At 67.9% G+C, this 16,177-nt stretch carries 11 protein-coding genes and 1 tRNA gene; 7 read left to right on the forward strand and 5 right to left on the reverse strand.

Features of this window, described 5'->3' with window-relative positions:
• Positions 1 to 77: 77 nt before the first annotated feature.
• The 3 genes from NMP03_RS04775 to NMP03_RS04785 all read right to left on the reverse strand — a co-directional run bounded on the left by NMP03_RS04775 (position 78) and on the right by NMP03_RS04785 (position 2,531).
• A complete protein-coding gene (locus NMP03_RS04775) occupies positions 78 to 1,019 on the reverse strand; it encodes an ROK family protein (protein ID WP_256508010.1) in 942 nt (313 codons plus the stop codon).
• Between the two features lie 147 nt (positions 1,020 to 1,166).
• Positions 1,167 to 1,243 (reverse strand) — tRNA-Asp (locus NMP03_RS04780).
• A gap of 43 nt (positions 1,244 to 1,286) precedes the next feature.
• Positions 1,287 to 2,531, reverse strand: a complete 1,245-nt coding sequence (locus NMP03_RS04785; protein WP_256507383.1) for an AI-2E family transporter — start codon at positions 2,529 to 2,531, stop codon at positions 1,287 to 1,289.
• Between the two features lie 243 nt (positions 2,532 to 2,774).
• Here NMP03_RS04785 and NMP03_RS04790 point away from each other — a divergent pair, with 243 nt between their 5' ends.
• From NMP03_RS04790 to NMP03_RS04815, 6 genes are all read left to right on the forward strand, one after another.
• Positions 2,775 to 4,244 carry a glycerol kinase gene (locus tag NMP03_RS04790; protein WP_256507384.1) on the forward strand — a complete coding sequence of 490 codons (1,470 nt, stop codon included), beginning with the start codon at positions 2,775 to 2,777 and terminating at the stop codon, positions 4,242 to 4,244.
• A gap of 68 nt (positions 4,245 to 4,312) precedes the next feature.
• Positions 4,313 to 4,630, forward strand: a complete 318-nt coding sequence (locus NMP03_RS04795; RefSeq protein ID WP_256507385.1) for a PilZ domain-containing protein — start codon at positions 4,313 to 4,315, stop codon at positions 4,628 to 4,630.
• 167 nt (positions 4,631 to 4,797) lie between these two features.
• Complete coding sequence (locus NMP03_RS04800; RefSeq protein WP_455153313.1) at positions 4,798 to 5,523, forward strand: EAL domain-containing protein; 726 nt, start codon at positions 4,798 to 4,800, stop codon at positions 5,521 to 5,523.
• Between the two features lie 461 nt (positions 5,524 to 5,984).
• Entirely contained in the window at positions 5,985 to 7,616 is a 1,632-nt protein-coding gene (locus NMP03_RS04805) for a ShlB/FhaC/HecB family hemolysin secretion/activation protein (RefSeq protein ID WP_256507386.1), read from the forward strand.
• A gap of 53 nt (positions 7,617 to 7,669) precedes the next feature.
• Positions 7,670 to 10,324 (forward strand): two-partner secretion domain-containing protein, encoded by a 2,655-nt coding sequence (locus NMP03_RS04810; RefSeq protein ID WP_256507387.1) that lies wholly within the window; start codon positions 7,670 to 7,672, stop codon positions 10,322 to 10,324.
• 4 nt (positions 10,325 to 10,328) lie between these two features.
• Entirely contained in the window at positions 10,329 to 10,988 is a 660-nt protein-coding gene (locus NMP03_RS04815; RefSeq protein WP_256507388.1) for a L,D-transpeptidase, read from the forward strand.
• Here the strand turns inward: NMP03_RS04815 and NMP03_RS04820 are convergent.
• Together NMP03_RS04820 and NMP03_RS04825 are read right to left on the reverse strand one after the other, a co-directional pair.
• The gene (locus NMP03_RS04820; protein ID WP_256507389.1) at positions 10,979 to 11,908 is read right to left on the reverse strand and encodes a M48 family metalloprotease; all 930 of its coding nucleotides are present in this window, start codon (positions 11,906 to 11,908) and stop codon (positions 10,979 to 10,981) included. The two genes, NMP03_RS04815 and NMP03_RS04820, sit on opposite strands and share 10 nt — an antisense overlap.
• Positions 11,909 to 12,078: 170 nt before the next feature.
• Positions 12,079 to 13,785 (reverse strand): class I adenylate-forming enzyme family protein, encoded by a 1,707-nt coding sequence (locus NMP03_RS04825; protein ID WP_256508012.1) that lies wholly within the window; start codon positions 13,783 to 13,785, stop codon positions 12,079 to 12,081.
• A gap of 287 nt (positions 13,786 to 14,072) precedes the next feature.
• On the opposite strand from NMP03_RS04825, the gene NMP03_RS04830 reads away from it, so the two are divergent.
• Complete coding sequence (locus tag NMP03_RS04830; protein ID WP_256507390.1) at positions 14,073 to 16,100, forward strand: 3-hydroxyacyl-CoA dehydrogenase NAD-binding domain-containing protein; 2,028 nt, start codon at positions 14,073 to 14,075, stop codon at positions 16,098 to 16,100.
• Positions 16,101 to 16,177 lie beyond the last annotated feature (77 nt).

The raw sequence follows: 16,177 nt of genomic DNA on the forward strand, positions 1-16,177 counted from the left end.
GTCGTTCGTAACAGCAAGGGCAATCTCCGGTAGGGCTGGATACAAGGGTAACCAACCGCCGGTCGAACACGTTCCGACTAAACTGAACGAAATTCCTGTTCGGCGAAACGCGGCGTCTCCAACGCACGGGCGGCGAGTTCGATCGATCCGAGCGGCCCGGCGTCAGCGCCCAACGCCGGCGCGACCACCATGGGCTCGTCCGGCAGCTCGAGATAGCCGTTCAGGCTTGACCGCAGCGCTGCCTCGATCCGCGCCAGCAGATGCGGCTGGCCCGAAACCACCCCCCCGCCGATCGCGATCCGGCGCGGGCCGGTGGTGCAGAGCAGTGCGTGGCACATCGCCGCGATCGCATCGACCATCGGCACCCACACAGCATCATCGGGCGCGACGTCGCGCAGCGCACGACCGCCCAGCCGCGCGCGAAGCGCAGTGCCCGATGCCAGCCCCTCGACGCAATCGGGATGGAAAGCGCAGACGCTCGGGAGCCGGTCGCCAGGCGTTCGCGGCAGCCGCACATGGCCGATCTCGCTATGCCCGATCCCGCGTGTTGGCCGGCCGTGAACGATCAGCCCGACCCCGATCCCCGTCCCTACCGTCACATAGGCAAAATCGCCCAAGCCCTGCGCACACCCCCAACGGATTTCGGCGAGCGCGGCGCCGTTGACGTCGGTATCGAGCCCGGTCGGCACGTCGAAGCGCGAGGTCAGCACCCCCAGCACATCGGCGCCCGACCAGCCGGGCTTGGGGGTGTTGAGGATCTGCCCATACCGCGACGATCGCGGATCGAGCCCCAGCGGCCCGAACGATGCGATTCCAAGCGCGCCAAAGCCCTGCGTCCGGTGCCACCCCTCGAGCACCGCGACGATCGCCGGCAGCGTCTCGGCGGGCAGCGTCGTGGCCACGTGATGCTGGTCGAGAATCACGCCAGGGCCGTGCGCCAGCGTCACGATGCATTTGGTGCCGCCAAGCTCGACGCCCGCCAGCGGCAGCATCGCGGTCGATCGCGCGTCGGATGCCATGGTCACGCCCTCCCCTGCCCGGCCGATCCGAAGCGCGCCGATGATCGCCGCGCGATGTTCGCGCTATTTCGCCGGCGTGCAACCCGCCCGAAACGACGGAAGCCCGACCCTCTTGCGAGGGCCGGGCTTCGATAAATGCTCACCGAGTGGCGCGAGTGACGGGGCTCGAACCCGCGACCTCCGGCGTGACAGGCCGGCACTCTAACCAACTGAGCTACACCCGCTTGCTCGGTGAGGAGGCGCGTCTAACCGGGCCTCGCAGGGGTGTCAACTCGATTGCTCGCGCTTTTGCACAAAGGCTGTGGATGAACGCGGCGGCTCCTTCACCAGCGTGCCGTGTTCGAACAGGAAACCGGCGATGTCGGGCTTGCCCGCGGCCTTGAGGACGGTCTGGATGATGATCAGCAGCGGCACCGCCAGCAGCGCACCGGTAGTGCCCCACACCCAGCCCCAGAAGCTCAAGGACACCAGGATCATGATGGGGTTGATCGTCAGCCGGTGGCCAACGATCAGCGGGGTGATCGCATTCGCCTCGATCAGATGCGCGCCGACCATGATGATCGCGGGCAGCGATGCCAGCCAGATATCGTCATAGGTCATTAGTCCGCCCAGCGCGAGCAGCAGCGCCGCCATCACCGGCCCGAAATAGGGGATGTAGTTGAGCAGCGCGACGATCCCGCCCCACATCAACGGCGTCGGCATGCCGATGACGTACAGCGCGGCGGCGACGATCAGCCCGAGCAGCAGGTTGATGACGGTGATCGTCCCCAGATAGGCCGAGGTGTCGTCGACCACGTCCTGGATCACCCGCGCGGTGGCGATCGCGCCGCCGAAGCTCGTCCGGCTGGTGATCGCGTTGCGCCGCAGCCGCGTCCAGCCGCTCAGGAAGAAATAGATCACCAGGATCGCGAAGAACATCTCGATGATCGCCGAGGGCGCCGAGGTGCCGACCAGGTCGAGCAGCCCGGTCGGCGGCGCGGCGGTGGTCACCTCGGCGGTCTTGCGCGCCGGCGCGGTCGCGAAATTCTCGATCGTCCGGTTCACGAAGCGCTCGGCGTTCGAATAGAAATCGATCAGCGGCGCGATGTTCGACTGAATCTGCTCGATCCGCTCGGGCAGGATCCGCACCCATTGCCAAGCCGGCACGACGATCGAGGCGAGCGCGCCATTGGCGACCCCCAGGAACAGGATGACGCAGGTCAGCGACGCCAGCGGCGCGGGCACCCGTCGGCGCTCGAGCCATTCGAGCAACGGCACCAGCGCGATCGCGATCACGATCGCTGCGGTGAGCGGCATGAAGAATTCGGACCCTGCCTTGAGCGCGAAGGGAATCGCCAGGAACAACCCCACCCCCGCCATCAGCGTGAGCGCGGCGAGCAACCGGTCGCGCCGCATCGGTTCGTCGGGTACCTCTTCTTCGGCGGCTGCAACAGCGAGGGTGCCGGGGACCGCGACGGGGTCGGTCGGCTGTTCCGCAAAAGCGGGTTCGGCGGGCGGGGAAAGATTGTTCACCCGGCAACCCTAGCGCGATTGCGGGGACGTGTAATCCTGGTTCGATTGCGGAAGGGATTTCCCCCACCCCGTTCGTCCTGAGTAGGTGCTGAGCTTGGCGAAGACCCGTATCGAAGGACATTGCCCCAAGCGAGCGATCCTTCGATACGCCCCTTCGCCTTCGCTCAGTGGCTACTCAGGACGAACGGTTGTGGTTTTGCCAATACCATTGGCCGCCGCCGCCCGTACCGCTAGCCTCCCCCGATGTCCGACTACATCCTCGTCATCGACGCCGGCACCACCTCGACCCGCGCGATGCTGTTCGCGCGCGACGGCGGTTGCCACGCCGCCACCGCCGCCGACATCACCCAGCATTATCCCCGGCCCGGCCATGTCGAGCACGACGCCGATGAAATCTGGCAGCGCTCGCTCGGCGTAGCCCGAGCGATGGTCGAGCGCGCCGGTGGCCCCGATCGGATCGCCGCGATCGGCATCGCCAACCAGCGTGAGACGATCGTGTTCTGGGACCGCGACACCGGCGAACCATTGGCGCCTGCGATCGTCTGGCAGGACCGCCGCACCGCGGCGATGTGCCGCACCTGGCGCGAGGCGGGCGAGGAGCCCGGCGTCCAGGCGCGGACCGGGCTGCTGCTCGATCCCTATTTCTCGGGCACCAAGATCGCCTGGGCGCTCGAGCATTGGCCGCAACTGCGCGCGGCGGGGGAGCGGCTGGCGATCGGGACGGTCGAGAGCTGGCTGGTGTGGAAGCTCACCCATGGCGAGCATATCACCGACGCCACCAACGCCTCGCGCACCTTGTTGATGGCGCTGGGCAGCGGCAGCTGGGACGACGGGCTGATCGACCTGTTCGGCGTGCCGCGCGCCGCGCTGCCGCGCATCGTCGACAACGCCGGTCAGCTCGCCGAAACGAGCCTGTTGGGCGGGCTGATCGCGATCTGCGGCATGGCGGGCGACCAGCAGGCTGCGACGATCGGCCAGGCCTGCCTCACCCCCGGCCAGAGCAAGGCGACCTTCGGCACCGGCGCCTTCGTGCTCGCCAATTGCGGCCACACCCCGCCCACCTCGCGCCACCGGCTGCTCGCCACCGTCGGGTGGCAGCTCGGCGGCCGGCGGACCTATGCGCTCGAAGGATCGGTGTTCGTCGCGGGCAGCCTGATCCAGTGGCTGCGCGATTCGCTCCAGATCATCGCAAGCGCCGACGAAACCGAAGCGCTAGCGCGATCGGTGCCCGACAATGGCGGCGTCTACCTCGTGCCCGCGCTCGCAGGCATCGGCGCGCCATGGTGGGAGCCCGCCGCGCGCGCCGCGATCACCGGGCTCAGCTTCGCCACCGGCCGCGCGCATCTGGTGCGCGCCGCGCTCGAGGCGATGGCGCACCAGAGCCACGACCTGAAAACCGCCTTCGCCGCCGACGGCGCCGATTGGGCGACGCTGCGGATCGATGGCGGCATGGTGGCGAACGACTGGATGGCGCAGGATCTGGCCGACATGCTCGGGCTGCCGGTCGAGCGGCCGGGCTTCACCGAAACCACTGCGCTGGGTGCAGCGATGCTTGCCGGCGTCGGCTGCGGCTGGTTCGCGACGCTCGTCGAAGCCGCGGCGATGCGTGGCCGTGTCGAAACCTTCACCCCCGCGCTCGACGAGGATGTGCGCCAGGCACGACTCGACGGCTGGCGCATCGCGATGCGGCAGGTGATCGAGCCGCGCCGCTAAGCTTTCGGTGATCTTTCCGCGCTACGGTGCGTTTTCGTACGCCGCGTATTCCCGCGAAGGAGCGCACCATGCGCAACACCGCAGACGAACCGAGCGAACAGCGCGCCCATTGCCGACTCTCGCTGTCGGCACAGGGCCGTATTTCCGAACCCTATCAGGGGCAGCACTCGGTCGAGCTGCTCGATATCTCGGCGAGCGGCGCACGGATCGCCACGTTCCGCCAGTTCCAGGTCGGCCAGGCGATCTATGTGACGATCGACAAGCTGCAGGCGATCAAATGCGACGTTCGCTGGGTGAAGCCCGGCGAGATCGGGGTCAGCTTCGATCGCCCGCTGCACGTATCGGTGGTCGATCACATCGCCGCCGCCAACCGCGCGCGGCGTTGAACTGCCTCTATCAAGCGGCCTCGGTTGGTGACATGACTAACCGAACCTTTGCCAAACAACGCGCCAATTTCACGGCTCGTTAGCTTTCGCCCCCTAAACACGAGCACCCACAGAGAGGACAGAGCGTGCCGGCTGGTTGTCAGGGTTGCAAATCGGAACGCCATACCATGGACCTTGCCATGGCGTTCCAGCCGATCGTTGATGCGCAGACCGGCGACGTGTTCGCCTATGAGGCGCTAGTGCGCGGTACCGACGGCGCGGGCGCTGCCGAGGTGCTGGCGCGCGTCACCGACGAAAACCGCTATTCGTTCGACCAGCAATGCCGGGTCGCCGCGATCGAAGGCGCGGTCGCCGCGGGCATTCTCGACACCGACGCGCGGCTTTCGATCAATTTTCTCCCCAACGCCGTCTATTCTCCCGCGGCCTGCATCCAGCTCACGCTCGAAACCGCCGCGGCTACGGGCTTTCCACCCGAACGGCTGATCTTCGAGTTCACCGAGGGCGAGGAGATGACCGACACCGACCATGTCCAGCATATCGTCGAAAGTTATCGCAAGATGGGCTTCGCCACCGCGACCGACGATTTCGGCGCGGGCCATGCCGGGTTGGCGCTGCTCGCCAAATTCCAGACCGATATCATCAAGCTCGACATGGAACTGATCCGCAATCTCGACGCCAGCGTGCCGCGCCGGTTAATCGTCGAGGGTGTCGTGCGCATCGCCGCCTCGCTCGATATCACCGTGATCGCCGAGGGGGTCGAGACTCCGGCCGAATACGCCGCAATCCGCGCCCTGGGTATCCGCTACATCCAGGGCTATCTGCTCGCGCGGCCCGGTTTTCGCGAGCTGCCCGCGGTCACGCTGCCCGACGCCGTCTACGCCGCGGTAGCCTGAAGCAGCCGCCGCGCGGCGCTTGGCTGAACGCGGGAATCTCCGATCCGATCGCTCGCCCCCGTGCAGTATCGGCCTGCCTTCGCGAGTCGGCAGTCGAGCGCGGACCGGCTCTGGCCGGGCACCCCGCCGAGCGCATGAAAATATACTTGGCGCCCACCCCCAACCCCGCCCCCTACTTCGGTCATCAACGAAACTGTTGATAATGTTCGACATTGTCGCGGCGCTTTACTTGCAAGGCGGATAGCAACCCAGGCAAGGTTACTTGCCGACGACACCAATATAAACCAGTTGTTATTGGATAGCGCATAGCCCGAAGGGGCAATCCGACCATCGGCGGTGTTCAGCCAGGCTAAGGACTGCGCCCCTACCCCCTCCCAGCTGCGGGCGGGTGCGGGCTTTATCTTGTGCGGCCGAATGTCGAGGCAGTCTTGTTGAAATTCGGAATAGTATGCGTTGCGTTGATGACTTGTTCGACCGCTGCGATCGCGCAGTCGATCGGCGCGGGTCAGCAGCTCCAGCAGATCCCCCCTGCGCCGCTGATCCCCAAGGCGACCCCCGACATCGATCTCCAGCCGCGCGTGCCCGCGCCGCAGCCCGAGGTTTCGGGCGAGGCGATCCGGATCGACGCGCTGCGCATCACCGGTGCGACGCTGTTTCCGCCCGAAACCTTGCTCGCGGCGAGCGGCTTCGTTCCGGGCAGCACGCTGACGCTGGGCGAGATGCGCAGCGTCGCAGGGCGCATCTCGGCCTATTACCAGGCGCGCGGCTATTTCCTCGCCCAGGCCTATATCCCCGAACAGGACGTCCAGTCGGGCACCGTCACCGTCGCGGTGATCGAGGGCCAATATGGCAAGATCGACGTCAACAACACCAGCCGGGTGTCCGACGGGGTGGTGCAAAGTCGGCTCCGTGGCCTGAACAGCGGCGACATCGTCACCGGCGCGCCGCTCGAGAGGCGGCTGCTACTGCTTTCCGACCTGCCCGGGGTCGGCGTGCGATCGACGCTCAGCCCCGGTACCGCGGTCGGCACCTCCGACCTGCTCGTTGACGTCACCCCGGGGCGCAGCATCAGCGGCAGCATCGAGGCCGATAATGCCGGCAATCGCTACACCGGCGAATATCGCGGCGGCGGCACGATCAATCTCGCCAATCCGCTCGGGATCGGCGACCTGCTCAGCGCGCGCATCCTCGCCTCGAGCGGCGGGCTGGCGTATGGGCGGCTGGCGTATCAGCTTCCCGTCGGCGACCTGACGCTCGGCGCATCCTATGCGCATATCCGCTACGAGCTCGGCCGCGAATTCGAACGGCTCGATGCCGATGGCGCCGCCGACATCGCGAGCCTCTACGCACGCTATCCAGTGATCCGGTCGCGCGACCTCAACGTCTATCTGACCGGCGCGCTCGACGCCAAGTGGTTCGAAGACCGGATCGGGCTCGTCTCGACCCAGTCGAACCGCAACAGCCGGATCGCCTCGCTCGGCATCGATGCCGATGGCCGCGACGATTTCGCCGGCGGCGGCATCAGCTCGGTCTCGGCGCGGCTGAGCTATGGCGACCTCAACATCCTCAACGCCGACGAACGGGCGATCGACGGTCGCGCGGGGCGCACCCAGGGCGGGTTCGGCAAACTCGATTTCGCCGCCGCGCGGCTGCAGACGATCTCGGGTCCGCTGTCGCTCTATACCTCGGTGCGCGGCCAATATGCCTTCGACAATCTCGACACCTCGGAAAAGATGCAGTTGGGCGGCGCTTACGGCGTCCGCGCCTATCCCGAGGGTGAGGCGTTCGGCGACCAGGGGGTGATCGTCACCGCCGAAGCGCGGCTCGGCCTCAGCGACCTGATCGCGTTCGACGCCGTCGATCTCCAGGCGTTCGGTTTCATCGACGCCGGCGTCGTCGATTTCGCGCACGACCCGTATTTTGCCGGCCCCAATCGCAGCAGCCGCAGCGGGATCGGTGCGGGACTGAGCGCCGGGCTGCCCGGCGGACTGATCCTGCGCGGCACCTATGCCCATCGGCTCGGCGACCAGCGGGTCACTTCGGGCCCCGACCGCGCGGGGCGCTTCTGGTTCCAGATCGTCAAACTCTTCTGACGGCAGCGTCGCATCCGCGGCGCACCGCCACCTCAAAGCCTAGGACCGTCAGCATGAACATCCACCGCACCCGCACCAGCCTCTCCTGCTCCACCGCCTTGGTAGGGCTCGCACGTATCGCGCTGACCACCGGCGCGCTCGCCTTTGCTGGCACCGCCTGGGCGCAGACGCTGCCGACCGGCGGCACCGTGGTCGCAGGCGCCGCGAAGATCTCGACCGGCGCGCGATCGGTCACCGTCGACCAGTCGAGCGCCGCCACCGCGATCGATTGGTCGAGCTTCAACATCGGCGCGGGCAACAGCGTTCGCTTCAACCAGCCCAATGCCAACGCGGTCGCGCTCAACCGCGTCACCGGCACCGACCCCTCGGCGATCCTCGGCAACCTGTCGGCCAACGGCAAGGTCTTCCTGGTCAACGCCAACGGCGTGCTGTTCGGCCAGGGCGCGCAGGTCAATGTCGGCGGCTTCGTCGCCTCGACGCTCGACATCGCCAACGCCGATTTCATGGCGGGGCGCTATAATTTCGCGGGCGCGAGCGGTGCTGCGGTGCTCAACCGCGGCACGATCACCGCGCGCGACGGCGGCTATGTCGCCCTGCTCGGCGCGAGCGTCAGCAACCAGGGGACGATCGTCGCGCGGCTGGGCAGCGTGGCGCTTGCCGCGGGCCAGGGCGTGACGCTCGACGTCGCGGGCGACGGGCTGCTCAACGTCACCGTCGATCGCGGCGCGATCGACGCATTGGTCGAAAATGGCGGGCTGATCCGCGCCGATGGCGGCCGGGTGATGCTCACCGCGCAGGCGGCGGGCCAGCTGCTGCGCACCGTGGTCAACAACACCGGGGTGATCGAAGCGCGCACGCTCGGCAGCCGCAACGGGCGGATCGTGCTGCTCGGCGACATGCAGAGCGGTACCGCCAATGTCGCGGGGGTGCTCGATGCCAGCGCCCCGACCGGCGGCAACGGCGGCTTCATCGAAACCTCGGCGGCGCGCGTCAATATCGCCGACGGCGTCCGCGTCACTACCGCAGCGCCGGCGGGGAAGACGGGCACCTGGCTGATCGATCCCGCCGATTTCATCATCGCCGCGACCGGGGGCAACATCTCGGGCGCGACGCTGTCCGCGCAGCTGGTCACCAGCAGCGTGACGATCAGCACGATGGTGCCCGACACCACCGGCGGCAATGGCGACATCTTCGTCAACGACGCGGTCGCCTGGAGCGCATCGGGCGCGCCGACGACGCTGACGCTCAACGCCTTTCGCGACGTCAACATCAACGCGGCGATCACCGCGACCAACGGCAATCTGGTCGCCTGCTGCGGCCGCGACGTGAATGTCGATGCGCCGGTCACCACCACCAATGGCAGCGTGCTGCTCAACGCCGGCCGCGACGTCCATGTCCGCCGTGCGATCACCACGACCGACGGCAACATCGCGCTGTGCTCGGGCAACGACGTCCATATCGAAGCCGCGGTGACGCTCACACGCGGTTCGACGATCCCTGCGCAAAGTCTTGGTTTACCCGTCGGATTGACCTTGATCAGCGGCGGCAACGGCACCGGCCTCGGCACGATCATCTTCGCCCCCCTCGCGCCGCCGGTGACCGTCACCGTCGCGCCGGTCACGCTCAACTACAACCCGATCTCGTACGCCGCGCCGACCGACTTCGCCAATCGCTTCGTCCTCACCGAAGGCGCGACGCTGACGCAGCGGATGCTGGTGTTCCCCAACGGCAACAAGGTCGACGACGGCAGCCCCAACACCGTCCTCAACGGCTTCAACACCACCGGCGCGGGGCTGCCCACCGGGGTGACGCTCGTCGCCGGGCCCGACGCGGTGGCGACCTTCAACGACCCGACGGTGGGCGTGAGCGGCGGCATCACCTTCAGCGGCTATACGCTGGGCGGTCCCAACGCCAATCTCTACGCGCTGGCGGGGTCGTGCTGCGTCGCCACCTTCGCAACCTTCGGGACGATCACCCCCGCGCCGGTGGTGATCCCGCCGCCGGTCGTGGTGCCACCGCCTCCGCCGCCGCCGCCGCCGCCCGAAGAACCGCCGGTGGTCGTGCCCCCCGTCGTGCCGCCGCCGCCGCCCGTCGTGCCGCCCCCTCCGCCGCCGCCCGAAGAGCCCGTGGTGCCGCCCGTGGTTCCCCCGGTCGTGACGCCGCCGCCCCCAGTCGTACCGCCGCCGCCGGTGGTCCCACCCGTCGTGCCACCGCCGCCCGTAGTGCCACCCGTGGTGCCGCCGCCGCCGGTGGTGCCTCCCGTCGTACCGCCCGTGGTGACGCCGCCGCCGGTCGTCCCGCCGGTCGTTCCCCCCGTGGTACCGCCCGTCGTGGTGGTACCGCCCGTCATCGTGCCGCCAGTCGTCATCGCGCCGCCGGGGACCGTCCCGCCGGTGGTGGTGATCCCGGGGGTTCCCGTCGTCCCTGTCCCCAGCCCGGTGCCGCCGGTCGCGGTCATCCCGGTGGTCATCCCGCCACTCTACACCGCGGTCCTCACCGGGGTGGGGCCGCTGGTCCCCGCCGCACCTGCGATCGCGCAGTTGAGCGTCAACGGTATCGGCGTCACGATGCCGCGGATGCAGACCGCCTGGACCCAGCCAGCGGTCGAGCAGGCGCCGGTCAGCCGGCCGGGCACCCGCCCGAGCGGCAACGCCTTCCTCCCCGCGCCCGCGGTGCCGGTCTATCCGCGCAAGCAGGCGCGCAATTAAGGCGATGCGACGCGCGGCGATCGCGGTGGTGCTGGCGACCGCCATCGCCTCGCCGCTGGTCGCCGCGCGCGCCGATCCCGGCGGCGAACCCGCGCGCCGCGCCGACTTCAAGGTCGAGCTACCGTCGGACAAGGCGCGCACGCTCGCCGACTGGGTGGTCGCCTCGCGCGACCACCAGAACCTGCCCTTCGCAATCATCGACAAGACCGCCGCGCGCGTCTTCGTCTTCGCACGCGACGGCAGCGTCACGGGAGCAGCCGCGGCCTTGCTCGGCTCGGCGGTCGGCGACGATTCGGCGCCTGGCATCGGGCAGCGCCGCCTTACGGCGATCCTGCCGCACGAGCGCACCACTCCCGCAGGCCGGTACCAGGCAGCGCTCGGCCACGATCTCGATCAGGATATTCTCTGGATCGATTACGACAAGGCGCTGTCGCTCCATCGCGTGATCGACGGCAAGGCAAAGGACCGCCGCCGCCAGCGGCTCGCGAGCCCGACTGCTGCCGACAACCGGATATCCTATGGCTGCATCAACGTGCCCGAGGCGTTCTACGACGGCGTCGTCGCGCCGGCCTTCGCGGGCACCGTGGGCATCGTCTATATCCTGCCCGAGACGCGGGACCTGGCCGAGGTCTTCCCCGCGATGCGCGCCGTGCCTCAGCGCTGAACCGACTGCCCGGTCGCTTCGGCGACGGCGGCGGTCAGCAACGCGATCCGCCGGTCGCCCGCTGGGTGGGTGTCAGCCGCCGCCCGTGCAAGGCCGGCCTTGACCAGCAGCCGTTCGAGGAACGGCGCCGCCTGCGCCAGGTCATAGCCCGCCGCCCCCGCGATCCCGACCGCGAACCGGTCGGCCTGCTCCTCGGTCTCGCGCGCCGCCTGCATCGCCGCCGGCGATCCGGCACCCGGCAGCAGCGCGCTTTGCGCCGCGCTCGCCCCCAGCTGGCTGCGGTGGCGCAGGATATTATGCGCCATCTCGTGCGCGATCACGATCGCCAGCTCGTCGTCGGTCTGCGTCTCGGCGACGATGCCGGTCGTCAACATAACCCGCTCGCCATCGGCCCAGGCATTGACCCCGGCATCGGTGAGCAGTTCGGCGCGCGTCGGGCAACCACGCTCGGCGACAAGGCGAAGCTCGCGATTGCCGCCGCCGCGCGCGACGACGATCGTCGTCGCGCCCTGCGCAAGCGCATCGGCCAGCAGCCTCGCCGCGCCACTCGGCGTAGCGTCCGCCAGCACGGCCCCGCCGATCGACAGCACCACGTCCTTCGCCGACAGCCCGGCGCGATCGGCAGCGCTTCCCGCGACCACCCCCAACACCGTCACGCCATCGCCCAGCCCCAGATGCTCGGCCGCCGCCGCGCGGTCGCCTGCGGCATATTGCGTCAGGCTGTGCAGCACGACCCCCGATTGCGGCTCGGTCGCCGCGGGGCACAGCGCGCTGCCCGAAACCGCCAACCGATAGGCGACGCTCGCGACGCGCAGGTCCTGTTCTCGCAGCTGCTGGAACCGTTCGCCCTGCGCCGCCGCTGGCACGCACAGCAGCATCGTGCCGATCGCTATTGCCGCGGGGAGAAGTGGTAAACGCATTCCTAACGGTACGCGCTGGCACCGCGGTTACGAACGCTATTCGCCGGGCCTAGGCGCCCAGTCTTGCATTGGTACAAATCGCGCGAGCGTTAGCAATCTGCCAATTAACCATCGGCAGGAACAACAATCTCAACGATATATGGCGTCATTCATACACCGGCAGCGAGGGCCTAAGCCTCGACCCCCTCGAACATCGCGCGCAGTTCCTTCTTCAGGATCTTGCCGTTGGCGTTGCGCGGCAACACCGAATCGACGAACTTCACCGCCACCGGCACCTTGAATCCCGCCAGATGCTTCCCGACCCAGGCCTGTAATTCTGCCTCGCTCGCCTCGCAGCCGGGGCACAGATGCACCACCGCGGCGGGCTCCTCGCCCAGGATGCGGTGCGGCACCCCCACCAACGCCGCGTCGGTCACCGCGGGGTGCGCGTAGAGGACGTTCTCGACCTCGATCGAATAGATATTTTCGCCGCCGCGGATGATGATGTCCTTGGCGCGATCGACGATGTAGCAAAAGCCTTCGTCGTCGAGCTTCGCCAGGTCGCCGGTGCGCACCCAGCCATCGATGAAGGTTTCGGCGGTTGCCTCGGGCTTCTCCCAATAGCCCTTCACGATCATCGGCCCCCGCGCCCATAATTCGCCGACCTCGCCGACCCCGAGCTCGGTCTCGCCATCGGGCGCCATGATCTTGAGCTCGGCGACGGGCACTGGCGGCCCGCAGCTGTCGGGACGGTTGAGATAATCCTCGCCCTGGTGGCTGGTCACCGTCGCCATCGTCTCGGTCATGCCCCAGCCATTGCCCGGCAGCGCGCCAAACTCTTCGTAGATCCGCCGCACCAATTCGGGTGCCGAGGGGGCACCGCCATAGGAAATCGTCTCGAGGCTCGACAGGTCATAATGCGCGCGATCGGGATGTTCGAGCAATTGCCACGCGATCGTCGGCACCCCGCCGGTGGCATGGATACGCTCGCGCTCGATCAGCTTATACGCTTCGATCGTGTCCCATTTGCGCATCAGGACGATCGTTCCCCCGGCCGCGACATTGCCCATCAGGAACGCGCTGCAGGCGGTCACGTGGAAAAAGGGGATGACGATCAGGCTGGTCTTGGGCTCGGGCGCGGGCGGCGGCATCTCGCCCCTGCGGAGCATCATCCGCGCCGTGGCGTAGCCCGCGGTGAAGATGTTCGACAGCATGTTGCGGTGGGTGCCGATCGCACCCTTGGGGTGACCGGTGGTGCCGCTGGTATAGAAGATCGCGACGTCGTCGTCGGGCTGGATCGTCATCGCGATCTCGGGCAGCGCGAGCTCGCCGAGCGTCGCCCAGTCGGTCGGCACACCCACCAGCGCCTCGAACGGCTCGGCTTTCCCTTCGAGCGGCGCCTTGGCGCGGGTGACCAGCACCCGCTCGACCGCGGGCATCGCGGGGTAATGCGACGCGAGCCGCAAATGCCGCTCGCCATCGACGATCAGCAGCTTGGCGCCCGAATCATTGACGCCATATTCGAGCTCGCCGCCGGTCCACCACGCGTTGAGCGGCACCGCGACTGCGCCGATTGCGGTCACCGCGAAGAAGACCTGGGTCCATTCGGGCAGGTTGCGCATCGCCAGCGCGACCCGGTCGCCGCGGCCGATCCCCATCCCCACCAATTTGTGCGCCAGATGCGCGACGCCGCGGAAATGCGCGTCGTAGGTGATCCGCTCGTCCTCGTGGATCAGGAACTCGCGCGCGCCATGGCTGCGCGAGAACATCGTGAGCAGCGCCAGGCTCGCTGGGGCCTGCTTCCACACCCGCGTCGGCACGCCGCGAATATCGACGGTCTCATATTCGAATCGCTGCCCCGGCGCGGTCAGCAGCGCCTCGACCTGCGCCAGCGACATCTTGGGCCAGGCGGGATCGAGCGCGACGAGCGGGTCTTGGGGCAAGGCATTCTCTCCGATAGTTGAATGTCGGGTTTGGGCTGTTACCCTGTTGCACAAGGTTAGTATTGATTCGCCGCACACTCAAGGCAATAGAGGAACCACGCCTGTCGGCAGCGCCCGGTTGCGCCGGTTTCGAATGAAAGGTACGCATTTCGTATGACGATCGCCGCGCCTGCATCCCGCCCCGCTCAACGCCATCCTACGCCCCCAATTCCCTTCGCCGGACCATCGGAGAAATCACGCCCATGACCTCGCCCATCACCACCGCCCGCCACGGGGACATCCTCGTCGTCACCTCGGACAATCCGCCGGTCAACGCGCTCGGCGCCGCGGTCCGTACCGGGATCGACGCCGCGCTCAAGGAAGCTGCCGGCGACGATTCGATCCACGCGGTCGTCATCACCTGCGCGGGCAAGACCTTCTTTGCGGGCGCCGACATCACCGAATTCTCCAAGCCCCCGGTCGAGCCGCTGCTCCCGACCTTGGTCGATTCGATCGAGGGGCTCGACAAGCCCGTGATCGCGGCGATCCACGGCACCGCGCTCGGCGGCGGCTGCGAGGTCGCGCTGGCGTGCCATTACCGCATCGCGGTGCCCTCGGCGAAGCTGGGCGTACCCGAGGTCAAGCTTGGGCTGCTTCCCGGCGCCGGCGGCACCCAGCGGCTGCCGCGCGTCGCCGGCGTCGCACTCGCGCTCGAAATGACCGCCAAGGGCGATCCGATCTCGGCGAGCCAAGCCCATGAAGCCGGGCTCGTCGATCGCCTGGCGGGTGAAGCCAGCCTGCTCGACGACGCGCTCGCTTTCGCCGCCGAGGTCGCCGCGGCGCGCCCGCTGCCGCGCGCCAGCGAAAAGACCGCCACCGCCGACGCGCAGGTCTTCGCCGATTTCCGCAAGACCAACGCCCGCCGCTTCCGCGGCTTCGACGCGCCCGAGGCGAACATCGCCTGCGTCGAAAAGGCGACGCAGGTGCCGTTCGGGCAAGGGCTGCAGTTCGAACGCGAAAGCTTTATGAAGCTGATGTTCGGCGTCCAGTCGGCGGCGCAGCGCCACATCTTCTTCTCCGAACGCAAGGCATCGAAGATCGACGGCATCGCGTCCGACATCGCGCTGCGACCGATCAAACGCGTCGGCGTCATCGGCGCGGGCACGATGGGCGGCGGGATCAGCATGAATTTCCTGTCGGCGGGTATCCCGGTGACGATCGTCGAGATGCAGCAGGAAGCGCTCGACCGCGGCACCGCGACGGTGCGCAAGAATTACGAGGCCTCGGCTGCCAAGGGCCGGATCACCCCCGACCAGGTCGAGCAGGCGATGGGCGCGCTCAACCCGACGCTTAGCCTCGAAGACCTCGCCGATTGCGACCTGATCATCGAGGCGGTCTATGAGAATATGGACGTCAAGAAGGAGCTGTTCGGCAAGCTCGACAAGATCGCCAAGCCCCACGCGATCCTCGCTTCGAACACGTCGTATCTCAACGTCGACGAGATCGCCGCGAGCACGTCCCGCCCGCAGGACGTGCTGGGGATGCACTTCTTCTCGCCCGCCAACGTGATGAAATTGCTCGAAGTCGTCCGCGGCGCCAAGACCGCCGACGACGTGCTCGCCACCGTCATGGCGCTGGGCAAGACGATCCGCAAAGTCGCGGTCGTCTCGGGTGTCTGCCACGGCTTCATCGGCAACCGCATGCTGATGCCGCGCCAGGTCGAGGCGATGAAGTTGCTGATGGCGGGGGCCACCCCCGAACAGATCGACAAGGTGCATGTCGCGTTCGGCATGCCGATGGGGCCGTTCCAGATGAGCGACCTGGCGGGCGTCGACATCGGCTGGCACCGCGACCCGACCCGCATCGAGAACATCCGCGACGCGCTCGCCGCCGAAAAGCGCTGGGGGCAAAAGACCCAGGCGGGCTTCTACGACTATGACGAAAAGCGGAACCCGTCGCCCAGCCCCCGCGTCGCGGAGATCATCGAGGAGTTCCGCGTCCGCGAAGGTGCGCAGCAGCACGACATCACCGACGAAGAAATCGTCGAGCGCACGCTCTATCCGATGGTCAACGAAGGCGCGCTGATCCTCGAAGAGGGCATGGCGCAGCGCGCGAGCGACATCGATGTCGTCTGGATCTACGGCTATGGCTGGCCGGTCTATCGCGGCGGCCCGATGTTCTGGGCCGATACCGAGGGGCTGAAGAAGATCGTCGCGGGACTCGAGAAGCACGGCTTCGAGGTCGCAAAGCTGCTGCGCGACAAGGCCGAGAAAGGCGAGCGGTTCAATTGAGCGCGACAAAGGGGGAAATAGCGCCCCCTGCCCCGTTCGTGCTGAGTAGCGACCGAGTAGCCCTCGCAGAGGGCGGA

This window comes from Sphingomonas qomolangmaensis (assembly GCF_024496245.1).
Classification (GTDB): Bacteria; Pseudomonadota; Alphaproteobacteria; order Sphingomonadales; family Sphingomonadaceae; genus Sphingomonas; species Sphingomonas qomolangmaensis.